This is a genomic window from Streptomyces sp. CNQ329, assembly GCF_000482585.1.
Genome location: NZ_AXVU01000028.1, coordinates 67,548 through 85,828 on the forward strand (window position 1 = coordinate 67,548; position 18,281 = coordinate 85,828).

Annotated in this window: 13 protein-coding genes; 10 read left to right on the forward strand and 3 right to left on the reverse strand. The window is 74.3% G+C overall.

Translation table 11 applies throughout. The features are described 5' to 3' along the window. Positions 1-9: 9 nt before the first annotated feature. Positions 10-1,575, reverse strand: a complete 1,566-nt coding sequence (locus I003_RS0119695) for an alpha/beta hydrolase (protein ID WP_027773078.1) — start codon at positions 1,573-1,575, stop codon at positions 10-12. Between the two features lie 129 nt (positions 1,576-1,704). Here I003_RS0119695 and I003_RS0119700 point away from each other — a divergent pair, with 129 nt between their 5' ends. Then, positions 1,705-1,986 carry a YciI family protein gene (locus I003_RS0119700; RefSeq protein ID WP_486584297.1) on the forward strand — a complete coding sequence of 94 codons (282 nt, stop codon included), beginning with the start codon at positions 1,705-1,707 and terminating at the stop codon, positions 1,984-1,986. 47 nt (positions 1,987-2,033) lie between these two features. Here I003_RS0119700 and I003_RS0119705 read toward each other — a convergent pair whose 3' ends face one another. After that, positions 2,034-4,706, reverse strand: coding sequence for a lysylphosphatidylglycerol synthase transmembrane domain-containing protein (locus I003_RS0119705; RefSeq protein ID WP_027773080.1), 2,673 nt, complete (start codon positions 4,704-4,706; stop codon positions 2,034-2,036). A gap of 161 nt (positions 4,707-4,867) precedes the next feature. Here I003_RS0119705 and I003_RS0119710 point away from each other — a divergent pair, with 161 nt between their 5' ends. From I003_RS0119710 to nudC, 5 genes are all read left to right on the forward strand, one after another. Next, a complete protein-coding gene (locus tag I003_RS0119710) occupies positions 4,868-5,245 on the forward strand; it encodes an MGMT family protein (RefSeq protein ID WP_027773081.1) in 378 nt (125 codons plus the stop codon). 96 nt (positions 5,246-5,341) lie between these two features. Then, positions 5,342-8,740, forward strand: coding sequence for an ATP-dependent helicase (locus tag I003_RS0119715; protein ID WP_486584298.1), 3,399 nt, complete (start codon positions 5,342-5,344; stop codon positions 8,738-8,740). Between the two features lie 92 nt (positions 8,741-8,832). Further along, positions 8,833-9,540, forward strand: coding sequence for a hypothetical protein (locus tag I003_RS0119720; RefSeq protein WP_027773083.1), 708 nt, complete (start codon positions 8,833-8,835; stop codon positions 9,538-9,540). Positions 9,541-9,611: 71 nt separating this feature from the next. Next, complete coding sequence (locus tag I003_RS0119725; RefSeq protein ID WP_027773084.1) at positions 9,612-13,178, forward strand: ATP-dependent DNA helicase; 3,567 nt, start codon at positions 9,612-9,614, stop codon at positions 13,176-13,178. Positions 13,179-13,283: 105 nt separating this feature from the next. After that, entirely contained in the window at positions 13,284-14,234 is a 951-nt protein-coding gene (gene nudC / locus I003_RS0119735) for an NAD(+) diphosphatase (RefSeq protein WP_027773085.1), read from the forward strand. A 66-nt stretch (positions 14,235-14,300) separates the two neighbouring features. Here the strand turns inward: nudC and I003_RS0119740 are convergent, their stop codons facing one another. After that, positions 14,301-14,558 (reverse strand): mycoredoxin, encoded by a 258-nt coding sequence (locus I003_RS0119740; RefSeq protein WP_027773086.1) that lies wholly within the window; start codon positions 14,556-14,558, stop codon positions 14,301-14,303. Between the two features lie 272 nt (positions 14,559-14,830). On the opposite strand from I003_RS0119740, the gene I003_RS0119745 reads away from it, so the two are divergent. From I003_RS0119745 to I003_RS0119760, 4 genes are all read left to right on the forward strand, one after another. Then, entirely contained in the window at positions 14,831-16,975 is a 2,145-nt protein-coding gene (locus tag I003_RS0119745) for an ATP-dependent DNA helicase UvrD2 (protein WP_027773087.1), read from the forward strand. A 169-nt stretch (positions 16,976-17,144) separates the two neighbouring features. After that, positions 17,145-17,468: a hypothetical protein gene (locus tag I003_RS34965; RefSeq protein ID WP_078564189.1), complete on the forward strand. Its 324-nt coding sequence runs from the start codon at positions 17,145-17,147 to the stop codon at positions 17,466-17,468. Between the two features lie 113 nt (positions 17,469-17,581). Next, the gene (locus I003_RS0119755) at positions 17,582-17,947 is read left to right on the forward strand and encodes a WhiB family transcriptional regulator (protein WP_106966315.1); all 366 of its coding nucleotides are present in this window, start codon (positions 17,582-17,584) and stop codon (positions 17,945-17,947) included. Continuing rightward, positions 17,944-18,255, forward strand: coding sequence for a hypothetical protein (locus tag I003_RS0119760; protein WP_027773090.1), 312 nt, complete (start codon positions 17,944-17,946; stop codon positions 18,253-18,255). The genes I003_RS0119755 and I003_RS0119760 overlap by 4 nt, the downstream gene beginning before the upstream one ends. Positions 18,256-18,281 lie beyond the last annotated feature (26 nt).

Consider the following 18,281-nt stretch of genomic DNA (forward strand, 5'->3'; position numbering starts at 1 on the left):
GCGAGAGGACTACTTCCGGCAGGTCGTGTCGTTCTGCGGGGGCCGTCCGTCGAGCAGGTACGTGTCGACCGCCTCCTGCGTGCAGCGGTTGCCGCTGCCGTACGCCCCGTGGCCCTCGCCGACGCGGGTCAGCTTCACCGCCACGTCTCCGCCGAGCGCGTCGACCATCCGCTGGGTGCCCTCGTACGGCGTCGCCGGGTCGCCGGTGGTGCCGACGACCAGGATCTTGCCGGCGCCGGGCGCGCTCACCCGCGGCGTGGAGCGCTTGCCCGTCACCGGCCAGCCGTCGCAGGACGCCAGGCCCCAGGCCATGAAGTCGCCGAAGACCGGTGACGCCTTGCGGAACTCCGGCAGCCGGTCGCGGATGCCGGCCGTGGAGTAGCGGTTCTTGGTGTCCGCGCAGTTGATCGCCAGGAAGGACGCCTGGAGCGTGGTGTAGTGCCCGTCCGGCTTGCGGCCGTTGAGCGCGTCGGACAGCAGCAGCAGGGTCGCGCCGTCGTCGTCCCGCGCCTGTTCGAGACCCTGCGTGAGCAGCGGCCAGAGCTGTTTGGAGTACAGCGACTGCGCGATCCCCCCGGTCGCCAGCGACTCGGTGAGGTCGCGCCCGGAGGTGCCCGGGATGGGCTTGCCGTCCAGCCGCTTCAGCAGGTCGGTGACGTCGTCGGTGGCGACCGCGGGTTCGCCGGAGGAGGCGTCGCCGAGCGGGCACTGCTTGCCCTGCCGCGCGCAGTCCTCGGCGTAGTTCTCCAGCGCCTGCTGGAAGCCCTTCGCCTGTGCCAGTGAGCGCTGCGCGCTGTCCTGCGTCGGGTCCACGGGGCTGTCGAGCACGGCCCGGCCGACCTTCCTGGGGAAGAGATGGGCGTAGACGGCGCCCAGTTCGGTGCCGTAGGAGATGCCGAAGTAGTGCAGTTCGTCGTCTCCGAGCGCGGCGCGCATGAGGTCCATGTCGCGGGCGGCGTTCTCGGTGCCGACGTGCGGCAGGATCGTGCCGGACTTCTTCTCGCAGGCGTCGGCGAAGCGGTGGATCCGGTCGAGGTACGCCTTCTCCTCCGCCGTGTCGTCGGGGGTGTTGTCGGCGGCGAAGTACTTGTCGAGCGCGCGGTCGCCGAGGCAGTGCACACCGTCGCTGCGGCCGACGCCGCGCGGGTCGAAGCTGACGAGGTCGTAGCGCTTGTGCAGCGTCTTGTACTGGCCGGCGAGCCCCGGGAGGGTCTCGATGCCGGAGCCGCCGGGGCCGCCGAAGTTGAACACCAGCGAGCCGAGGCGCTCCGCCCGCGGCCCGGTGGCCTCGGCGCGGATCATGGCGATGCCGATCTTCTCGCCGTCCGGCTTGCCGTGGTCGAGCGGCACGTCGAGCGTGCTGCACTGCCAGTCGGCCTCCGCGGCCGGTGCCCCGGGCTCGGGCGCGGGGAGGTTCTTGCACGCACCCCACTGGATCCCGGCCGCCGCCACGCCGTCCTCGCGGCCGTCGGCGCGCTCGGACGACGACGCGATGCCGCAGGCGCCCGCGGCCAGGAAGGTCAGCAGGACGGCGGTGGTGGCGGTGGCGGCGGTGGTCGGCTTGGTGACCCGCACGACGGCTCCCGGTCTCGGCGGTGGCGGACTGCCATCGTCCGGCGGGGCGCGGACCGCCGCGCGCTGCGCGGGGCGTCCGGGTGAGTACCGTGGTCCCCCTACCGTTCGCCCCGCCACCAGGGAGGCCGCGTGTCCGTGTCCTATTACGTCCTCGACTACTCGTACGTCGACGACTACCTGGAGCGGCGGGACTCCTACCGGCAGGCGCACCTCGATCTCATTCGCGAGTGCCACCGGCGCGGCGACCTCGTCATGGCGGGTGCCATGACGGAGGCCCCGCCGCGCGCCCTGATCATCTGGCGGACCGACGGCCCGGGTCCCGCCGAGGAGTTCGTCAGGAAGGACCCGTACGTGGCGAACGGGCTGGTGGGCGAGTGGAGCATCCGGCCCTGGCACGTCGTCGACCTCTGACCGTCTCCCGGGGCCCCGGGGCCGGGGCGGCACGCCACCCGCGCCGGCTACAGCGCGCCCTTGCGGGTCAGGTGCGTGAACGACAGCCATCCCGGCAGCACCGGCATCCAGAACGTCAGCAGCCGGAACAGCAGCACCGCCGACAGCGCCGTGTCGCTGGGCATCCCCGCCGCGGTCAGACCCGCGGTGAGAGCCAGCTCCACCGCGCCCACGCCGCCGGGCGTGGGCGCCGCCGAGCCCAGCGCGTTGCCGGCGAGGAAGACGACCGCGACGCTCGCGAAGCTGAGGTCGCCGCCGAAGGCCCGTACCGAGGCGTCCAGACAGAGCACGAACGACAGCGTCATCAGCACCATGCCGCCGATGCCCGCCGCGAGCTTCTGCGGGCGCTGCAGCACGTCCAGCATGCGCGGCACCACGCCCGCGAAGAGCGAGCGGATCCGCGACGACACGGCCTTCCGCAGGAACGGCACGGCGGTGATGATCAGGATCAGCACCGCCGCCGCCAGCAGCCCGGCGATGACCGTACGGGACGGGGACAGCGACGGCGTCCGCTCGGTCCCCGTCAGATAGCCGAAGGTGAGCAGCAGCAGGATGTGGCTGCCGAGCCCGAAGAGCTGCGAGGCGCCGACGCTGGCGACCGCCAGGCCCGGCCGCACGCCCGACTTCTGCAGGAAGCGGGTGTTGAGCGCGACCCCGCCGACCGCCGCCGGCGCGACCAGCTTGACGAACGACGCGGCGACCTGCGCCAGCACCGTGCGCCCGTACGGCACCCGCTCGGGGACGAAGCCCAGCAGCGACAGCGCGGCGGCCAGGTACGTGGCCGCGGAGAAGACCGCGGCCAGCGCCGCCCAGCGCCAGTTCGCCTGCGACAGCACGTCGTCGATCTTGACGTGGGTGAGCTGCGTCAGCAGGAAGTAGGCGGCGAAGACGCCCGCGATGATGCTCACGAGCGTGCGCGGCCGGATCCGCTCGATCCGTACCGGCTCCACCGGCGCCTGCGGCCGGATCAGCAGCACGTGGTGGCGGATCTGCGTCAGCACGTCCTCCTCGCGCGCCTCGTCCAGCGCGCCCTCGATCGCCCGCTTCTCGGCCTGCTTGGCGGCCCGCTTGCTCTTGCGGTCCCCGGCCGTCTGGTACTTGCGCGACCGCGACGCCTCGATGACCGCCTCGCGCTCGCGCGCCGCCCGTTCGCGGGAGAGCCGGCGCAGCTCCGCGCGGGTGTCGCGGGTCAGCGCGATCGGCTGGAGCAGCGGCAGCGCGTCGGCGACGGCGTCCGGGCCGAGGACCTCCACCGCCGCCGCGACCGCCCGCTCGGCGCCGACGCGCAGTGCGAACGTGGTGAGCAACTGGGCGATGTCCATGCGCAGCACGAGGTCGCCCGCCGCGATGTCGCCGTTACTGAGGTCGGTGAGGATCACCTCGCCCGAGCGCGTCACCAGCACCGCGTTCGCGTCCAGCCGGCGGTGCGCGATGCGGCGCGACTGCAGCGCCCTGACCTGCCGCCAGCTCTCGCGCATCAGCCGGTCGGTGAGGGCCTCGTCGGGGACGGTGTCCAGCGGCCGCCCGCCGGTGTGCTCGTAGACGAGCATGACCGCGTCGGGGCCGAGGTCGGAGGTGGCGATGAGCTTCGGGGCGTTGGCGCCGGCCGCGATCGCGGCGTACGACAGCAGCGCCTCCTGCTCCAGCGCCTGGCGCAGCGACTGCATGCTGCGCCGCTGGTAGACGCCGCGCAGCGACAGGCGGCGCCAGGCGCGGTAGAAGAAGCCCTGGGCCTGCTGCTCGCGGTCGACCACGGTGACGTCCAGCGGCGGGCCGTCCTCCAGCGTGACGACGAACCGCCGCCCGCGGCCGTCGCCGTCCAGATCCGGCTGTTCCTCCGGCACCAGCGCGCTGACCGGGCGGAAGCCGACGCGGCGCAGGCCGGCGAGGAGGTTGCGGCCGGTGGGACGGACGTTGGGGGAGCCGACCGCGTACATCGTGCCGTAGGCGACGGTCCAGCCGATGAGGACGGTGAGCAGGATGGCGAACGGGGTGGTGTAGCCGCCGACGAGCACCGCGAGGCCGTCGAGCACCAGAACCGTCCACATCAGCACGCGCCAGCGGGCGTGCCGGGACATGCCGACGGCGGTCATGTAGGCGATGACGGGGGCGAGATACCCGTGTACGGGATCGGTGCGCCCGCCGTCCCGGGCGATCTGCGTCAGCGCCCCCTGGACGGAGCCGGGGGCGGCCTCGGAGACCCACAGGGAGACGGCGAGCCCGGCGCCGTGCGCGAGCACGGCGGCGAGCACGCCGTCGGCGATGCGCAGGCCGTCGCGCTTGACGAGGCGTTCGACCGCGAAGGCCACCGGGACGATGAGGACGGCGATGCTGGAGGTCAGGCCGCCGAGGGTGACGACGAACGAGGGCGTGTACTCGGCGCCCTTGGTGATGTCCTCCTCCAGGCCCTCGGTGGTGGCGTGCGCGACGGCGGCCAGGCCCAGGACGGCGGCGATGCCGAGGATGCCGAGGAGCAGCCGCATGAGGTCGGAGGGGCGGTGCACCCGGGCGGGCAGGAGCGGGTCATCGCCCTCGAGAGGGCCGGGAGCGGAGCGGCGGCGGGAGTCGTGGCCGCGGCGCGTACTTCCGCCGTCCCCCTCCTCACCCTCCCTGCGGGCAGGGCTCTGCGCCTCCGTGGCCGGCTCCGCCGGCGGAGGCTCGGCCGCGGAGTCGCGCCGCATGCCCTGGGTTGTCCCGTCTTCGTCTCGTATCACCAGTCACCGCCCGCACGATGGTGGCACGAGCGTGTCTCCGATGGTCGCATCCGGGTGTGCCCGGCAACGGTGTGCCCGCCTCCCGCCGCCGCGCCGGACTGTCGGCCCTCTGCGGCAGGATGGGTCGGATGAACGACGCGACACCCTCCGCCGGCGCCCCGGGCCCGGAGGCGGACCTTCTCGACGAGTATGCGGACCGGGTGCTCTCCGTGGCGGAGGACATCCCGCCGGGCCGGGTGATGACGTACGGGGATGTGGCGGAGTTCATAGACCGCGGCGGGCCGCGCCAGGTGGGCCGCGTGATGGCGCTCTACGGGAGCGCCGTGCCCTGGTGGCGCGTGGTGCGCGCGGACGGCCGGCTGCTGCCCGGCCACGAGCGCGACGCCCTGGAGCAGTACCGCGTGGAGGGCACGCCGCTGCGTGCCACCACGTCGGGTGAGCAGCGCATCGACATCCGCCGGGCCCGCTGGGACGGCAGCCGCGACGGTGTCGAGGGTCATATCTGACAGCTTCCGACACCCCGCACCAAACGGCCCGGGCCGCCCCCCGTACGGAGTACGGTTCGGCAACCGGCACCTGAACCCCGTCCCCTGTCACCGGCGATGCATGTGAGCACCTTGTCCGTCTCCTCCCCGGCCTACCGACTCGTCCGCACCGCACCCGTGCGGCCGGTCCCCCCTGTGCCGGACGCAGCGCAGCGCGCGGTGGTTCAGTGCGGGGACGGACCGCTTCTCGTGCTCGCCGGGCCGGGGACGGGCAAGACCACGACTCTGGTGGAGGCCGTCACCGAGCGGATCAGGCGCGGTACGGACCCCGAGCGGATCCTCGTGCTGACGTTCAGCCGCAAGGCGGCGGTCGAGCTGCGCGACCGGATGACCGCCCGGCTGGACGGCGCGCCGGCGCCGCAGGCGAGCACCTTCCACTCGTACTGCTACGCGCTGGTGCGGGCGCACCAGGACGCCGCGATGTTCGTCGAGCCGCTGCGGCTGCTGTCCGGGCCGGAACAGGACGTCGTCGTACGCGAACTCCTCGCCGGCCACGAGGAGGACGGCGCGCGGGCGCGGGTGTCCTGGCCGGCCGAACTGCGGGCCTGCCTGACGACGCGCGGGTTCGCCGACGAGGTCCGGGCGGTGCTGGCGCGCAGCCGGGAGCTGGGGCTCGGGGCGGCGGCGCTGGACCGGTTCGCGGCGGCGGCGGGGCGGCCGGACTGGGCGGCGGCGGGGGAGTTCCTGGCGGAGTACCTGGACGTGCTCGACATGCAGGGGGTGCTGGACTACGCGGAACTGGTGCACCGGGCGGTGCTGCTGGCCGAGACGGAGCACGTGGCGGCGGAGCTGACGGGGCGGTACGACGCGGTGTTCGTCGACGAGTACCAGGACACCGACGCGGCGCAGGTGCGGCTGCTGCGGGCGCTCGCGGGCGGCGGCCGGACGCTGGTCGCCTTCGGCGACCCGGACCAGTCGATCTACGCGTTCCGGGGTGCGGACGTCGGCGGGATCCTGACGTTCCCCGAGGTCTTCAGGCGCCGGGACGGCAGGCCCGCGCCGGTCGCGGTGCTGGGTACCTCGCGGCGCTCGGGCGCCCGGCTGCTGGCGGCGACGCGGCTGCTCACCCGCCGGATGCCGCTGCCGCGGCTGCCGTCGGAGGCGGTACGGGCGCACCGGCTGCTGACGCCGGTGAGCGACGGGGGACGGGTGGAGGCGTACACGTACCCGACGGCCAGTGCCGAACTGGACAACATCGCGGACATCCTGCGCCGGGCGCATCTCGAAGACGGCGTCCCCTGGCGCGAGATGGCGGTCCTGGTCCGCGCGGGCGCCCGTACGATCCCGTCGGTCCGCCGCGCGCTGACCTCGGCGGGTGTGCCCCTGCGCATAGCGGGCGACGACCTGGCGCTGCGCCACGAACCGGCGGTGCAGCCCCTGCTGACGGCCCTGCGGGTGGCGGCGTCGGGCGCGGGCCGGGAGGCAGCGGGCGGACGGGCGGGAGACCCGGCGCCGCAGGCGCCGCCGGCCGACGCACCGGAGGTCACGGCACCCGGCCCGGGGATGAGCCCCGCGGGGCGCTCCGGCGACCCCGTGCCCACGGGCACACCCGAACCCGGCAGCCCCGGCCCCGACGGCGCCGACCCCGGCCCCTGGATCACACCCGACGTCGCCCTCTCCCTCCTCTCCTCCCCCCTCGGCGGCATGGACGCCGCCGACCTGCGCCGCCTGGGCCGCGCGCTCCGCGAGGAGGAGCGCGCCGCCGGGCGGTCCGTCCCGCGTCCCTCCGACGTGCTCCTCGCCGAGGCGCTCGCCGAGCCCCGGCGCCTCGTCGTCCACGACCGCGCCTACGCCGGCAACGCCCACCGCCTCGGCGTACTCCTGCGCCGGGCCCGCGACCTCCTCACCCGCGGCGGCACCGCCGAAGCCGCCCTGTGGGAGCTGTGGGACGGCACCCCCTGGCCCGCCCGGCTGCAGCGCGCCGCCGCCCGCGGCGGTCCCGCGGGGCGCAACGCCGACCGCGATCTCGACGCCGTCTGCGCCCTCTTCGAGACCGCGGCACGCGCGGAGGAGCGCACCGGAGGCCGCGGCGCCCTCAACTTCCTGGAGGAGCTGGAGGCCCAGGACATCGCCGCCGACGTCCTCACCCGCCGCGCCGACGGCCCCGCGGGACCCGACGCCGTACGCCTCATGACCGCCCACCGCGCCAAAGGGCTGGAGTGGCGGCTCGTCGTCGTCGCCCAGGTCCAGGAGGGCCTCTGGCCCGACCTGCGCCGCCGCGGCTCCCTGCTGGAGGCGGACCGCATCGGCCCCGACGGTCTCGCCGAACCGCTGCCGCCCGGTGCGATCCTCGCCGAGGAGCGCCGGCTGTTCTACGTCGCCGCCACCCGCGCCCGCGAACGGCTCGTCGTCACCGCCGTGAAGGCGCCGGCGGAGGACGGCGACCAGCCCTCGCGGTTCCTCTCCGAACTCGGCGTCGAGCCCAAGGACGTCACCGGCCGTCCCCGCCGCCCGCTGTCCGTCGCCGCGATGGTCGCCGAGCTGCGTGCGACGACCGTCGACCCGGACGCGTCCGACGCCCTGCGCGCCGCCGCCGCCGAGCGGCTGGCCCGGCTGGCGGCGCCGGCGGAGGACGGCCGGCCGCTGGCGCCCGCCGCGCACCCGGACCGCTGGTGGGGCCTGGAGGAGCCGACGGAGAACGCGGTGCCGCTGCGCGACCGCGACCAGCCCGTCGCGCTCTCCGGCAGCGCCGTGGGGCAGTTGGCCGACACCTGCGCGCTGCAGTGGTTCCTCGGCCGCGAGGTACGCGCGGACGCACCGGCCTCCGCCGCCCAGGGCTTCGGTCTCGTCGTCCACGCGCTAGCCGACGAGGTCGCCTCCGGCCGTACCCCCGCCGACCTCGACGCGCTCATGGAGCGCCTCGACGGCGTGTGGGACGGCCTGGCGTTCGACGCCCCGTGGAAGTCCGCGCAGGAGAAGGAGAACGCCCGCGCCGCCCTGGAGCGCTTTCTGCGCTGGCACGTGCTGGAGCGGGGCCGCCGCCCGGTGGCCAGCGAGCGGGACTTCGACGTCACCGTGAAGGCCGGTACGTACGAGGTGCAGATCAGGGGCACCATGGACCGGATCGAGGAGGACGCGGAAGGCCGCGCGTACGTCGTCGACTTCAAGACCGGCAAGTCGCGGCCGACCGGCCCCGAGGTCGCCGAGCACGCGCAGCTCGCCGTCTACCAGGCAGCCGTCGCCGAAGGGGCGGCCGGTGCGGAGCGCACGGTGTCCGGCGGCGCCGAACTGGTCCACCTGCGGATCGGGGCGCCCGCCCGGGAGGGTGGCGACGCGCTCCCGAAGGTGCAGAGGCAGCCGCCGCCGGAGGGCGACTGGGTGCCCCGGCTGCTGGCCACCGCCGCCGCCCGGGTCCTGGACGAGCGCTTCGGTCCGACGCCCGGTGACCACTGCGCCCCGTGCGCGTTCCGCAGCTCGTGCAGCGCCCGCCCGGAGGGGCGGCACGTCGTGGAGTGAGCCCACAGTGTGAGACCCCGGTGTGACACCGCGGCCTTGTATGTGGTCGTATGACCAGCCGGTCAGGTGTAAGCAACAAGTAAGGATGTACTGTGCGGAAAAGCGTGGTGGCGGCGGCCCTGGTCTCGGCCCTGGGTGTGACGGCCCTGTCGGCCTGCGGCAGCGAGGACAGTGGTCTCGCCGGCAAGTCGGCCGAGGAGATCCAGGACGAGACGGTGGCGGCCATGCGCTCCGCCAAGTCCATGACCCTGGACTTCCGGCAGACCGGGGCCGCGGATACGGCGATGAAGCTGTCGGTGACCAAGGGCGGCGAGTGCACCGGCACCGTCACCACCGAGGGCGCCACCGCGGAGATCCGCCGCGTCGACGGCACGTCGTACATGAAGCCGGACACGAAGTTCTGGGAGATGAACGCCGGCAGCCCGGAGCAGGCGCAGCTCATCGAGGCGACGGTGGGTGACCGCTGGGTGCAGACGGGTACCGGGCAGGACGACTTCGCGTCCTTCTGCGACCTCGACACGGTCCTCAAGGGCATGGACGAGGACAAGGGCGACAAGAAGGACAACACCGAGAAGGGTGACGAGGGCGAGGTGCGGGGCACCCCGACCATCACGCTGATCACGAAGGAGGACGGCGAGACCACGACCGTCCACATCGCCACGGAGGGCGAGCCGTACATCCTCAAGATGGACATCGAGGGCGGGGACGAGCCGGGCGCGGCCGAGTTCTCGGACTTCAACGAGAAGGTGGACGTCACGGCGCCCGCCGACGCGGTCAGCCTCGACGAACTGGGCGGCTGAGCCCGCCGTCCCCTGTGCCCGCCGGCAGCCGTCTACCCCGGCTGTCGGCGGGCGCCGCTACGCTCGCTGGAATGCCGGCCCGTATCACCCACCCCGATCAGCTCAGGGAGCTCCTGGGGATCCCCTTCACCGCGGAGCAGACGGCGTGCATCACCGCACCGCCCGCCCCGCAGGTCATCGTGGCGGGGGCGGGGTCCGGCAAGACGACGGTGATGGCGGCCCGGGTGGTGTGGCTGGTCGGTACCGGGCAGGTGGCGCCGGAGCAGGTGCTGGGGCTGACGTTCACGAACAAGGCGGCGGCGGAGCTGGCGGAGCGGGTGCGCCGGGCCCTGGCGGAAGCGGGCGTCACGCCGGCGGACGAGGCGTACGGCGAAGGGCCGTTCGGCGACGCGGTGCCCGGCGACGGCTCCGCCGAGCCCGGCGAGCCGCGGATCTCCACGTACCACGCCTTCGCCGGCCAACTGCTCAAGGACCACGGCCTGCGCGTCGGCCTCGAACCGTCCGCCCGCCTCCTCGCCGACGCCACGCGCTACCAGCTCGCCGCCCACGTCCTGCGCACCGCCCCCGGCCCGTATCCCGCGCTGACGAAGTCCCTGCCGACGCTCGTCAGTGAACTCCTCGCGCTCGACGCCGAGCTGGCGGAACACCTCGTCGAGCCCGACGCGCTGGCGGACTTCGGCGCCGCGCAGCTCGCCGGGCTGGAGCGGGTCCGGCTGACCAACGACGAGCTGCGCAAGGCCCCCAGGGCGGCGCGGGCCCGGCTGGAGCTGCTGGACCTCGTACGGGCCTACCGGCGTGAGAAGCGGCGCCGCGACCTGCTCGACTTCGGCGACCAGATCGCCCACTCCGCGCGGCTGGCCGAGAACCACCCGGCGGTGGGGCGGCTGCTGCGCGAGGAGTTCCGGGTGGTGCTCCTCGACGAGTACCAGGACACCTCCGTGGCCCAGCGGCGGCTGCTGGCCGGGCTGTTCGGCGGTGGCACGGGTCACGCGGTGACCGCCGTCGGCGACCCCTGCCAGGCGATCTACGGCTGGCGCGGCGCGTCCGTCGCCAACCTCGACGACTTCCCCGCCCACTTCCCGCACGCCGACGGCACTCCCGCGCGCCGCCAGGCGCTCAGCGAGAACAGGCGCAGCGGCGGGCGCCTGCTCGCGCTCGCCAACGGCCTCGCCGCCCCCCTGCGGGAGCGCCACGTCGGCGTCGAGGCGCTGCGCCCCGCCGCCGGTGCCGAGCGGCACGGCACGGTGCGTTGCGCGCTGCTGCCGACGTACGGGGCGGAGCTGGAGTGGCTGGCGGACTCGGTGGCCCATCTGGTGCGCACGGGCACGGCCCCCGGCGACATCGCCGTCCTGTGCCGCACCGCGGGCGACTTCGGCGACATCCAGGCGGCGCTGGTCGCCCGGGACGTCCCCGTGGAGGTCGTGGGTCTGGCCGGGCTGCTGGACCTGCCGGAGGTCGCGGACCTGGTGGCGATGTGCGAGGTGCTCCAGGACCCGACCGCCAACGCCGCACTCGTACGCCTCCTGACCGGCCCGCGGTGGCGCGTCGGCGCCCGCGACCTGGCCCTCCTGGGCAGGCGCGCGCGGATGCTGGTGGCCACGGCGCGCACGGACGGCGAGCCGGACGCCGACGAGCGGCTCGCGCAGGCCGTCGAGGGCGTCGACCCGGCGGAGGTCGCGTCGCTGGCCGATGCGCTGGACACGTTCCTGGAGGCCCGGCAGCCCGCCGACGGACTGCCGTTCAGCGCGGCGGCGCAGCAGCGGTTCGCCCGGCTGGCGACGGAGCTGCGGGAGCTGCGGCGGTCGCTGGCGGACCCGCTGATGGACGTGCTGCACCGGGTGCTCGGGGTGACGGGCCTGGAGGTCGAGCTGTCCGCGTCGCCGCACGCGCTGGCGGCGCGGAGGCGCGAGACGCTGGCGCGCTTCCTCGACGTCGCCGCCGACTACGCCTCGTCGGCCGCGCTCGACGGTGAGGCCACGCTGCTGGCGTTCCTGGGCTTCCTGCGGACCGCGGCGCAGTACGAGAAAGGGCTCGACAGCTCGCTGCCGGGCGACGGGCGGGACACGGTCAAAGTGCTCACGGCGCACAAGGCGAAGGGCCTGGAGTGGGACGTCGTCGTGGTGCCGGGGCTGGTGGAGAAGCACTTCCCGAGCCGGCAGCCGCGCGAGTCGTGGGTCACCCAGGGCAAGGTGCTGCCGCACGCGCTCCGGGGCGACGCGAAGACGCTGCCGGACGTGGGGGAGTGGACGGCGCGGGGGCTGAAGGACTTCAAGACGGCGATGCGGGAGCACCAGGAGGTGGAGGAGCTGCGCCTCGGCTACGTCACCGTGACGCGCCCCCGCTCGCTGCTCCTGGGCTCGGGGCACTGGTGGGGCCCGACCCAGAAGGACACGCGGGGCCCGTCGGCGTTCCTGCACGCGCTGCGGGAGCACTGCGAACGCGGCGGCGGGGAGGTCGAGGCATGGGCCCCGGAACCCCCGAAGGAGGCGGAGAACCCCGCCCTCGCGGAGCACGCGGCGGAACGCACGTGGCCGCTTCCCCTGGACCCGGCGGCAACGGCCCGCCGCCGCGAGGCGGCGGCGGCGGTGAGGGCGGCCCTGGACCGCCGGGCGGCGAACGCCGCCGAGGACGCGGGCGCAGGCGGAGCTGCACCCACGACCCCGGGCCCGGCCGAGCCACGGGTCCGTACCGGCCCGTCGGCCGAGAGGACGGCGACCGCCGCCGGAAGCGGGCCGCCTGCCGCCGCGGAGACGGCCGGGCCACAGCCGACCGGTGCCTCCAGGCCCGCGCCGGAGGGGCCGGGCGCGCCCGCGGGCGCTGCGGACACCGGCCCGGCCGCCGGGGCGGCGGCCGGTCACGCCGCCACCGGGGCCGCCCACCCCGTCACCGGGCACCTGCGCACCCCGGAAGGGAACCCGGCCCCCCGGGCAGGGCACCCGGGTGCCCTCGGGCCCGCGGACGTGCGGGTCGTCGAGTCCTGGGACCGGGACATCGACGCCCTCGAAGCGGAACTGCTCGCCGCCCGGCAGCCCGTCCGCGACGTCACGCTGCCCGCCTCCCTCACCGCCTCGCAGCTCCTCCGGCTCGCCGCCGACGAGGAGGAGTTCACGCGGGAGCTGGCCCGGCCCATGCCCCGCCCGCCGATGCCCGCCGCACGGCGCGGGACGCGGTTCCACGCCTGGGTCGAATCGCGGTTCGAGGCGCTGCCGCTCCCCATGCTCGGCCCCGACGAGCTGCCCGGCGGTGAGGAGGACGAACCGGAGATCGCCGATGAGCGTGACCTGGCCGCCCTCAAGGAGGCGTTCGAGCGGTCCGCGTACGCCCAGCGCACCCCGTACCGCCTGGAGGCCCCCTTCCAGCTCAGCCTCGCCGGCCGCCTCATCCGCGGCCGCATCGACGCCGTGTACCGCGAACCCGGCGGAGGCTACGAGATCGTCGACTGGAAGACCGGCCGCAGCGGCAGCGCCGACCCCCTGCAGCTCGCCGTCTACCGCCTCGCCTGGGCCGAGCAGGAGCGGCTGCCGCCGTCCGACGTCACCGCCGCCTTCCTCTACGTACGCACCGGGGAGATCGTGCGTCCGGCCACACTGCCGGGCAGAGAGGAGCTCGAGGCACTGCTGTCCGGCCGGACGGATTAGGCTCGGGGGCATGAGGACCACCCCCGGCAGCGTCGCCGACCCTTCGGCGTACCTGCGGGACGAGCGCGCGGGGGCCGTGTGCGGCGCGGCGGAAGGGGAGCAGCAGTGACCACGGGCATCGACCGGGCGGCCTCTCGGCCGGTCTCCTTCACGGCGGACAGCGGCGTCGACCGCGCCGCCCACCACCGCATCGACGAGGCGTGGCTGGCGGCGGCCTGGAGCCATCCGACCACCCGCGTCTTCGTGGTCTGCGAGGGGCAGGTGCTCATCGACGACACCGCCGACGGCGGCACCGAGCTGGTCACCACACCGGCCTTCGAGGCCCCGCCGACCGAGCAGCACCGCTACTTCCTCGGCACCGACTCCGCCGGCGTGCGGTACTTCGCGCTGCAGAAGGACTCACTGCCCGGCCGCATGGACGACACCGCGCGCCCGGCAGGACTGCGTGAGGCGGGGCTGCTGCTGTCCGACCGGGACGCCGGGCTCATGGTGCACGCCGTGGCGCTGGAGAACTGGCAGCGGCTGCACCGCTTCTGCTCGCGCTGCGGTGAACGTACGGTGATCGCCGCCGCGGGTCACATCCGCCGCTGCCCGGCGTGCGGCGCCGAGCACTACCCGCGTACCGACCCCGCCGTGATCATGGCCGTGACGGACCCGGAGGACCGGATCCTGCTGGGCCGCCAGGTGCACTGGCCGGAGGGGCGCTTCTCGACGCTCGCGGGCTTCGTCGAGCCCGGCGAGTCGCTGGAGCACGCGGTGCGGCGCGAGGTCTTCGAGGAGGCCGGGGTGGTCGTCGGCGATGTGGAGTACATGGGCAGCCAGCCGTGGCCCTTCCCGTCGAGCCTGATGGTGGGCTTCCTCGCGCGCACGAGGGACGCCGAGGGCGCGCGGATCAAGGTGGACGGCGAGGAGCTGCACGAGGCGCGCTGGTTCTCGCGCGAGGAGCTGGGTGCGGCGTACGAGACGGGCGAGGTGCTGCCGCCGTTCGGGATCTCCATCGCGGGACGGCTGATCGAGCTGTGGTACGGCTCGGACCTGCCGCGGCGGCCGGGGTGACGGCCGCCGCGGGTCCCGCGGACCGCTGCCGGGGCGCCGGACGCGGGCCGGCGCCGGGGGCTGCGGTCAGGCGCCGAGGGCGGCCTTGACCTGGGCCAGGGAGGGGTTCGGCATGGCGACGGACTCGCCGCCCTGCCGCGGCACCACGACCACGGTGGGCACGAGCTGGTTGCCGTTGTTCACGCTCTCGACGTAGGCGGCGGACTCGGGGTCCTGCTCGATGTTGACCTCCTCGAACGGAATGCCCTCGCGGTCCATCTGGCTCTTGAGCCGACGGCAGTAGCCGCACCAGGTGGTGCTGTACATCGTGACGGTGCCCGCCATGTCGCTGCGCTCCTTTGGGGGTCGGCCGGGTCGCGGCGTGGTCTGTTCCGGAGGGTGAACGTACCGGGGGACGCGGCCATTCCCGAAGCCCCGTCCGCTGTCTGTGGACAACCGGGCGCTCTCGCGGGGCCTGTGGACAACCGGCACACCGGTCACGGGGGACCTGGCAGCATGGCGGTGTGACAGCAGCACCGCAGCCCCCGCCGTCCTCGCAGCCCTCCCTGTCCACGGAGCCCACGGAGTTCCCCGCCGTCCCGGGCTCCGCGGACGAGGTGCTGGCCGGGCTCGACCCGGAGCAGCGCGAGGTGGCGACGGCGCTGCGGGGCCCGGTGTGCGTGCTGGCCGGCGCGGGCACGGGCAAGACGCGCGCCATCACGCACCGCATCGCGTACGGCGTGCGGGCCGGCGTGCTCCAGCCCGCGAGCGTGCTGGCCGTCACGTTCACCAATCGGGCGGCCGGTGAGATGCGCGGCCGGCTTCGCCAGCTCGGCGCCCCCGGCGTGCAGGCGCGGACGTTCCACTCGGCCGCGCTGCGGCAGTTGCAGTATTTCTGGCCGCGGGCCGTCGGCGGCGAGCTGCCGCGGCTGCTGGAGCGCAAGGTCCAGGTGGTCGCGGAGGCCGCGGCGCGTTCCGGAGTCCGGCTCGACCGCAACGAGTTGCGGGACGTCACCGGCGAGCTGGAGTGGGCGAAGGTCACGCAGACCGTCCCCGAGGACTACGCCGCGGCCCTGGCCAAGGCCGGCCGTGACGCCCCGCGTGACCCGGCGGAGATCACCGGCATCTACCGGGGGTACGAGCAGCTCAAGCGCGACCGCGGCGTCATCGACTTCGAGGACGTGCTGCTGCTCACCGTCGGAGTGCTCCAGGACCGGCCGGACATCGCCGAGCAGGTGCACCGGCAGTATCAGCACTTCGTCGTCGACGAGTACCAGGACGTCAGCCCGCTCCAGCAGCGGCTGCTGGAGCTGTGGCTCGGCGGCCGGGACAGCCTGTGCGTCGTCGGCGACGCCAGCCAGACGATCTACTCCTTCACCGGGGCCACCCCCGACCACCTGCTGGACTTCCGCACCCGGTATCCCGGCGCCACGGTCGTCAAGCTCGTCCGGGACTACCGGTCCACCCCCCAGGTCGTCCACCTGGCCAACGGTGTCCTGGCCCAGGCCACCGGACGGGCAGCCGCCGCCCGGCTGGAGCTGGTCGCCCAGCGCGAGACGGGACCGGAGCCCGTCTTCACGGAGTACGGGGACGAGCCCGCCGAGGCCGAGGGCACCGCCCGGCACATCCGCCGGCTCATCGACGCGGGGGTGGCGCCCAGCTCCATCGCCGTGCTCTACCGCATCAACGCCCAGTCGGAGGTCTACGAGCAGGCCCTCGCCGACCGCTCCGTGCCGTACCAGATGCGTGGTGCCGAGAGGTTCTTCGAGCGGCCCGAGGTGCGCGAGGCGGGGGTCAAGCTGCGCGGTGCGGCGGTGGCCGGCAAGAACGACGCGATGCTGGACGAGGCCGGGCGGGACGGCGACCTGGCGGCACAGGTGCGGGCCGTGCTGGGCACGATGGGCTGGTCCCCGGAGGCGCCGGCCGGCTCGGGCGCGGTGCGGGACCGCTGGGAGTCGCTGGCCGCCCTGGTGCGGCTGGCCGGGGACTTCGCGCGGGCCCGTCCGGGAGCGGCGCTGGGGGACCTGGTCGCGGAGCTGGCGGAGCGCGCTGCGGCGCAGCACGCGCCGACGGTCGAGGGTGTGACGCTCGCCTCGGTGCACGCGGCGAAGGGCCTGGAGTGGGACGCGGTGTTCCTGGTGGGGCTCACCGAGGGCATGCTGCCGATCACGTACGCCAAGTCGCCCGAGCAGATCGAGGAGGAGCGCCGGCTGCTCTACGTCGGCATCACCCGGGCCAGGGTGCACCTGTCGCTGTCCTGGGCGCTGTCCCGGTCGCCGGGCGGGCGGGCCTCGCGGAGCCCGAGCCGCTTCCTGACCGGGCTGCGGCCGGGGTCCGGGCGCGTGGGCGGCGCCGGGGTGGTGTCGCAGGGCGGAGTGGAGCGCGGGGGTGCGGAACGGGGCGTGGCCGCCCGGCGCCGGCGGCGCGGTCCCGTGCGCTGCCGGGTCTGCGGGCGGACGCTCACGGACGCCGGCGAGATCAAACTGATGCGCTGCGAGGACTGTCCGTCGGACATGGACGAGGGCGTGTACGAGCGGCTGCGGGATTGGCGCGCGGTCCAGGCACGGCATCTGGGGCAGCCCGCGTACTGCGTCTTCACCGACAAGACGCTGATCGCCATTGCGGAGGCCATGCCGGGCAACGAGCAGGAGCTGTCGGTCATTTCGGGTGTGGGTAAGCGCAAGCTCGACCGATTCGGCGCCGATGTCCTGGATCTGTGCGCGGGCCGCGAGCCGTCCGGGGGGTCCGCCGGGGAGTCGTGACGGGGCCGCGAAAAAAAGTCCCCGAAAAATGGTTTGCGATCGCCGGGAGTAGCCTCATAGCCTTCCGGCACGGAAGAACAGCTCTTCACGGAGCCGGTGATTCCGTGTTGTACTAGGAGACCTTGGACCGGTCCGCCGGTCCGACGAGACCAGAGAGGAGGAGAAAACCATGATCAGCATCACGAAACTCGAAGCTCGTGCTGCCGACGGTCACGAGGTCGTCTCCTCCTGCCTGCTCGCGGTCTCCCGGCTCCAGGTCCCCGCCACCGGTGTGTCCGGTGTCCGTGGCGGTCTTGGTGCCGACATCCGTGACGAGCGACCGACCAAGGCACTCCTGGTAGCAGCGGCGCAGGCTCCGGCCTATGCGGCGGCGGCAGCGGGTGCCGACCTCCAGCAGGAGTGGGCCAATGGCGCCTTCGCAGGCGGCATTGCGGCCACGACGCAGCACATGCGGGCCTTCCGCGGGCCTGATCCCTGGAAAGAACCATCTTGATCGACAAGATCGAGACGGCACCTTCCAGGGCCGCGGAACCCGAACCGGGATCCGCGGCCCTTTTGATTTGCCCAACGCAGAAGTTGATCAAGACGACGAGCAAGGACGGAACCGTGTCCCTCCCCGTGCACACCCCGCACAGGCCCACGCCCGACCCCGTGCCCGGCACCACCGACCTGGAGGTCCCCTTGACCCAGTTGACCGCTCTCACCGAGCTCGACGAGCGCATCGACGCGCTCGGCGACCTCGTGCCCTGCCGGAGCTACGACCCCGAGGTGTTCTTCGCGGAGACTCCGGCGGACGTCGAGTACGCCAAGTCCCTCTGCCAGACCTGTCCCGTCCGTGAGGCCTGCCTCGCGGGGGCGAAGGAGCGCCGCGAGCCCTGGGGCGTCTGGGGCGGCGAGCTGTTCGTCCAGGGCGTGGTCGTGCCGCGCAAGCGGCCGCGTGGGCGCCCGCGGAAGAACCCGGTCGTGGCATGAACGCCCACGGCACGATCGACCGTCCACGCGCGCACGCACCGGCAGAGCAGGAAACGACGATGAGCCCGTCCACCGACTACCCCGCAGCACGTCACGAAGCAGGCGCCTACGACGAGCGCCAGAACAGGAACCTCCAGATGCAACTCATGCCAGAAGCCCTCGCCCGGGCCCAGTATCGGGACCGGGTGGAGGCCGCGGAACAGGAACGCAGGGCCATGCGCCTCATCGCTGCGCGACGGATGCAGCGACGGGCCGAGCGCGCGCACATGCGCGCCCGGCGCGCGCTGGCCATGGCCGTCATGCAGTAACGGTCCCGGGCCGGCACCGCTGGTGA

What these genes read in the sequence shown, in the direction of transcription:
- I003_RS0119725 (WP_027773084.1), top strand. Translation starts at nt 9,612, where the DNA reads ATGCCGGCCCGTATCACCCACCCCGATCAGCTCAGGGAGCTCCTGGGG.
- I003_RS0119715 (WP_486584298.1), top strand. Translation starts at nt 5,342, where the DNA reads ATGCATGTGAGCACCTTGTCCGTCTCCTCCCCGGCCTACCGACTCGTC.
- I003_RS0119705 (WP_027773080.1), bottom strand. Translation starts at nt 4,706, where the DNA reads ATGCGGCGCGACTCCGCGGCCGAGCCTCCGCCGGCGGAGCCGGCCACG.
- I003_RS0119740 (WP_027773086.1), bottom strand. Translation starts at nt 14,558, where the DNA reads ATGGCGGGCACCGTCACGATGTACAGCACCACCTGGTGCGGCTACTGC.
- I003_RS0119760 (WP_027773090.1), top strand. Translation starts at nt 17,944, where the DNA reads ATGAACGCCCACGGCACGATCGACCGTCCACGCGCGCACGCACCGGCA.
- I003_RS34965 (WP_078564189.1), top strand. Translation starts at nt 17,145, where the DNA reads ATGATCAGCATCACGAAACTCGAAGCTCGTGCTGCCGACGGTCACGAG.
- I003_RS0119710 (WP_027773081.1), top strand. Translation starts at nt 4,868, where the DNA reads ATGAACGACGCGACACCCTCCGCCGGCGCCCCGGGCCCGGAGGCGGAC.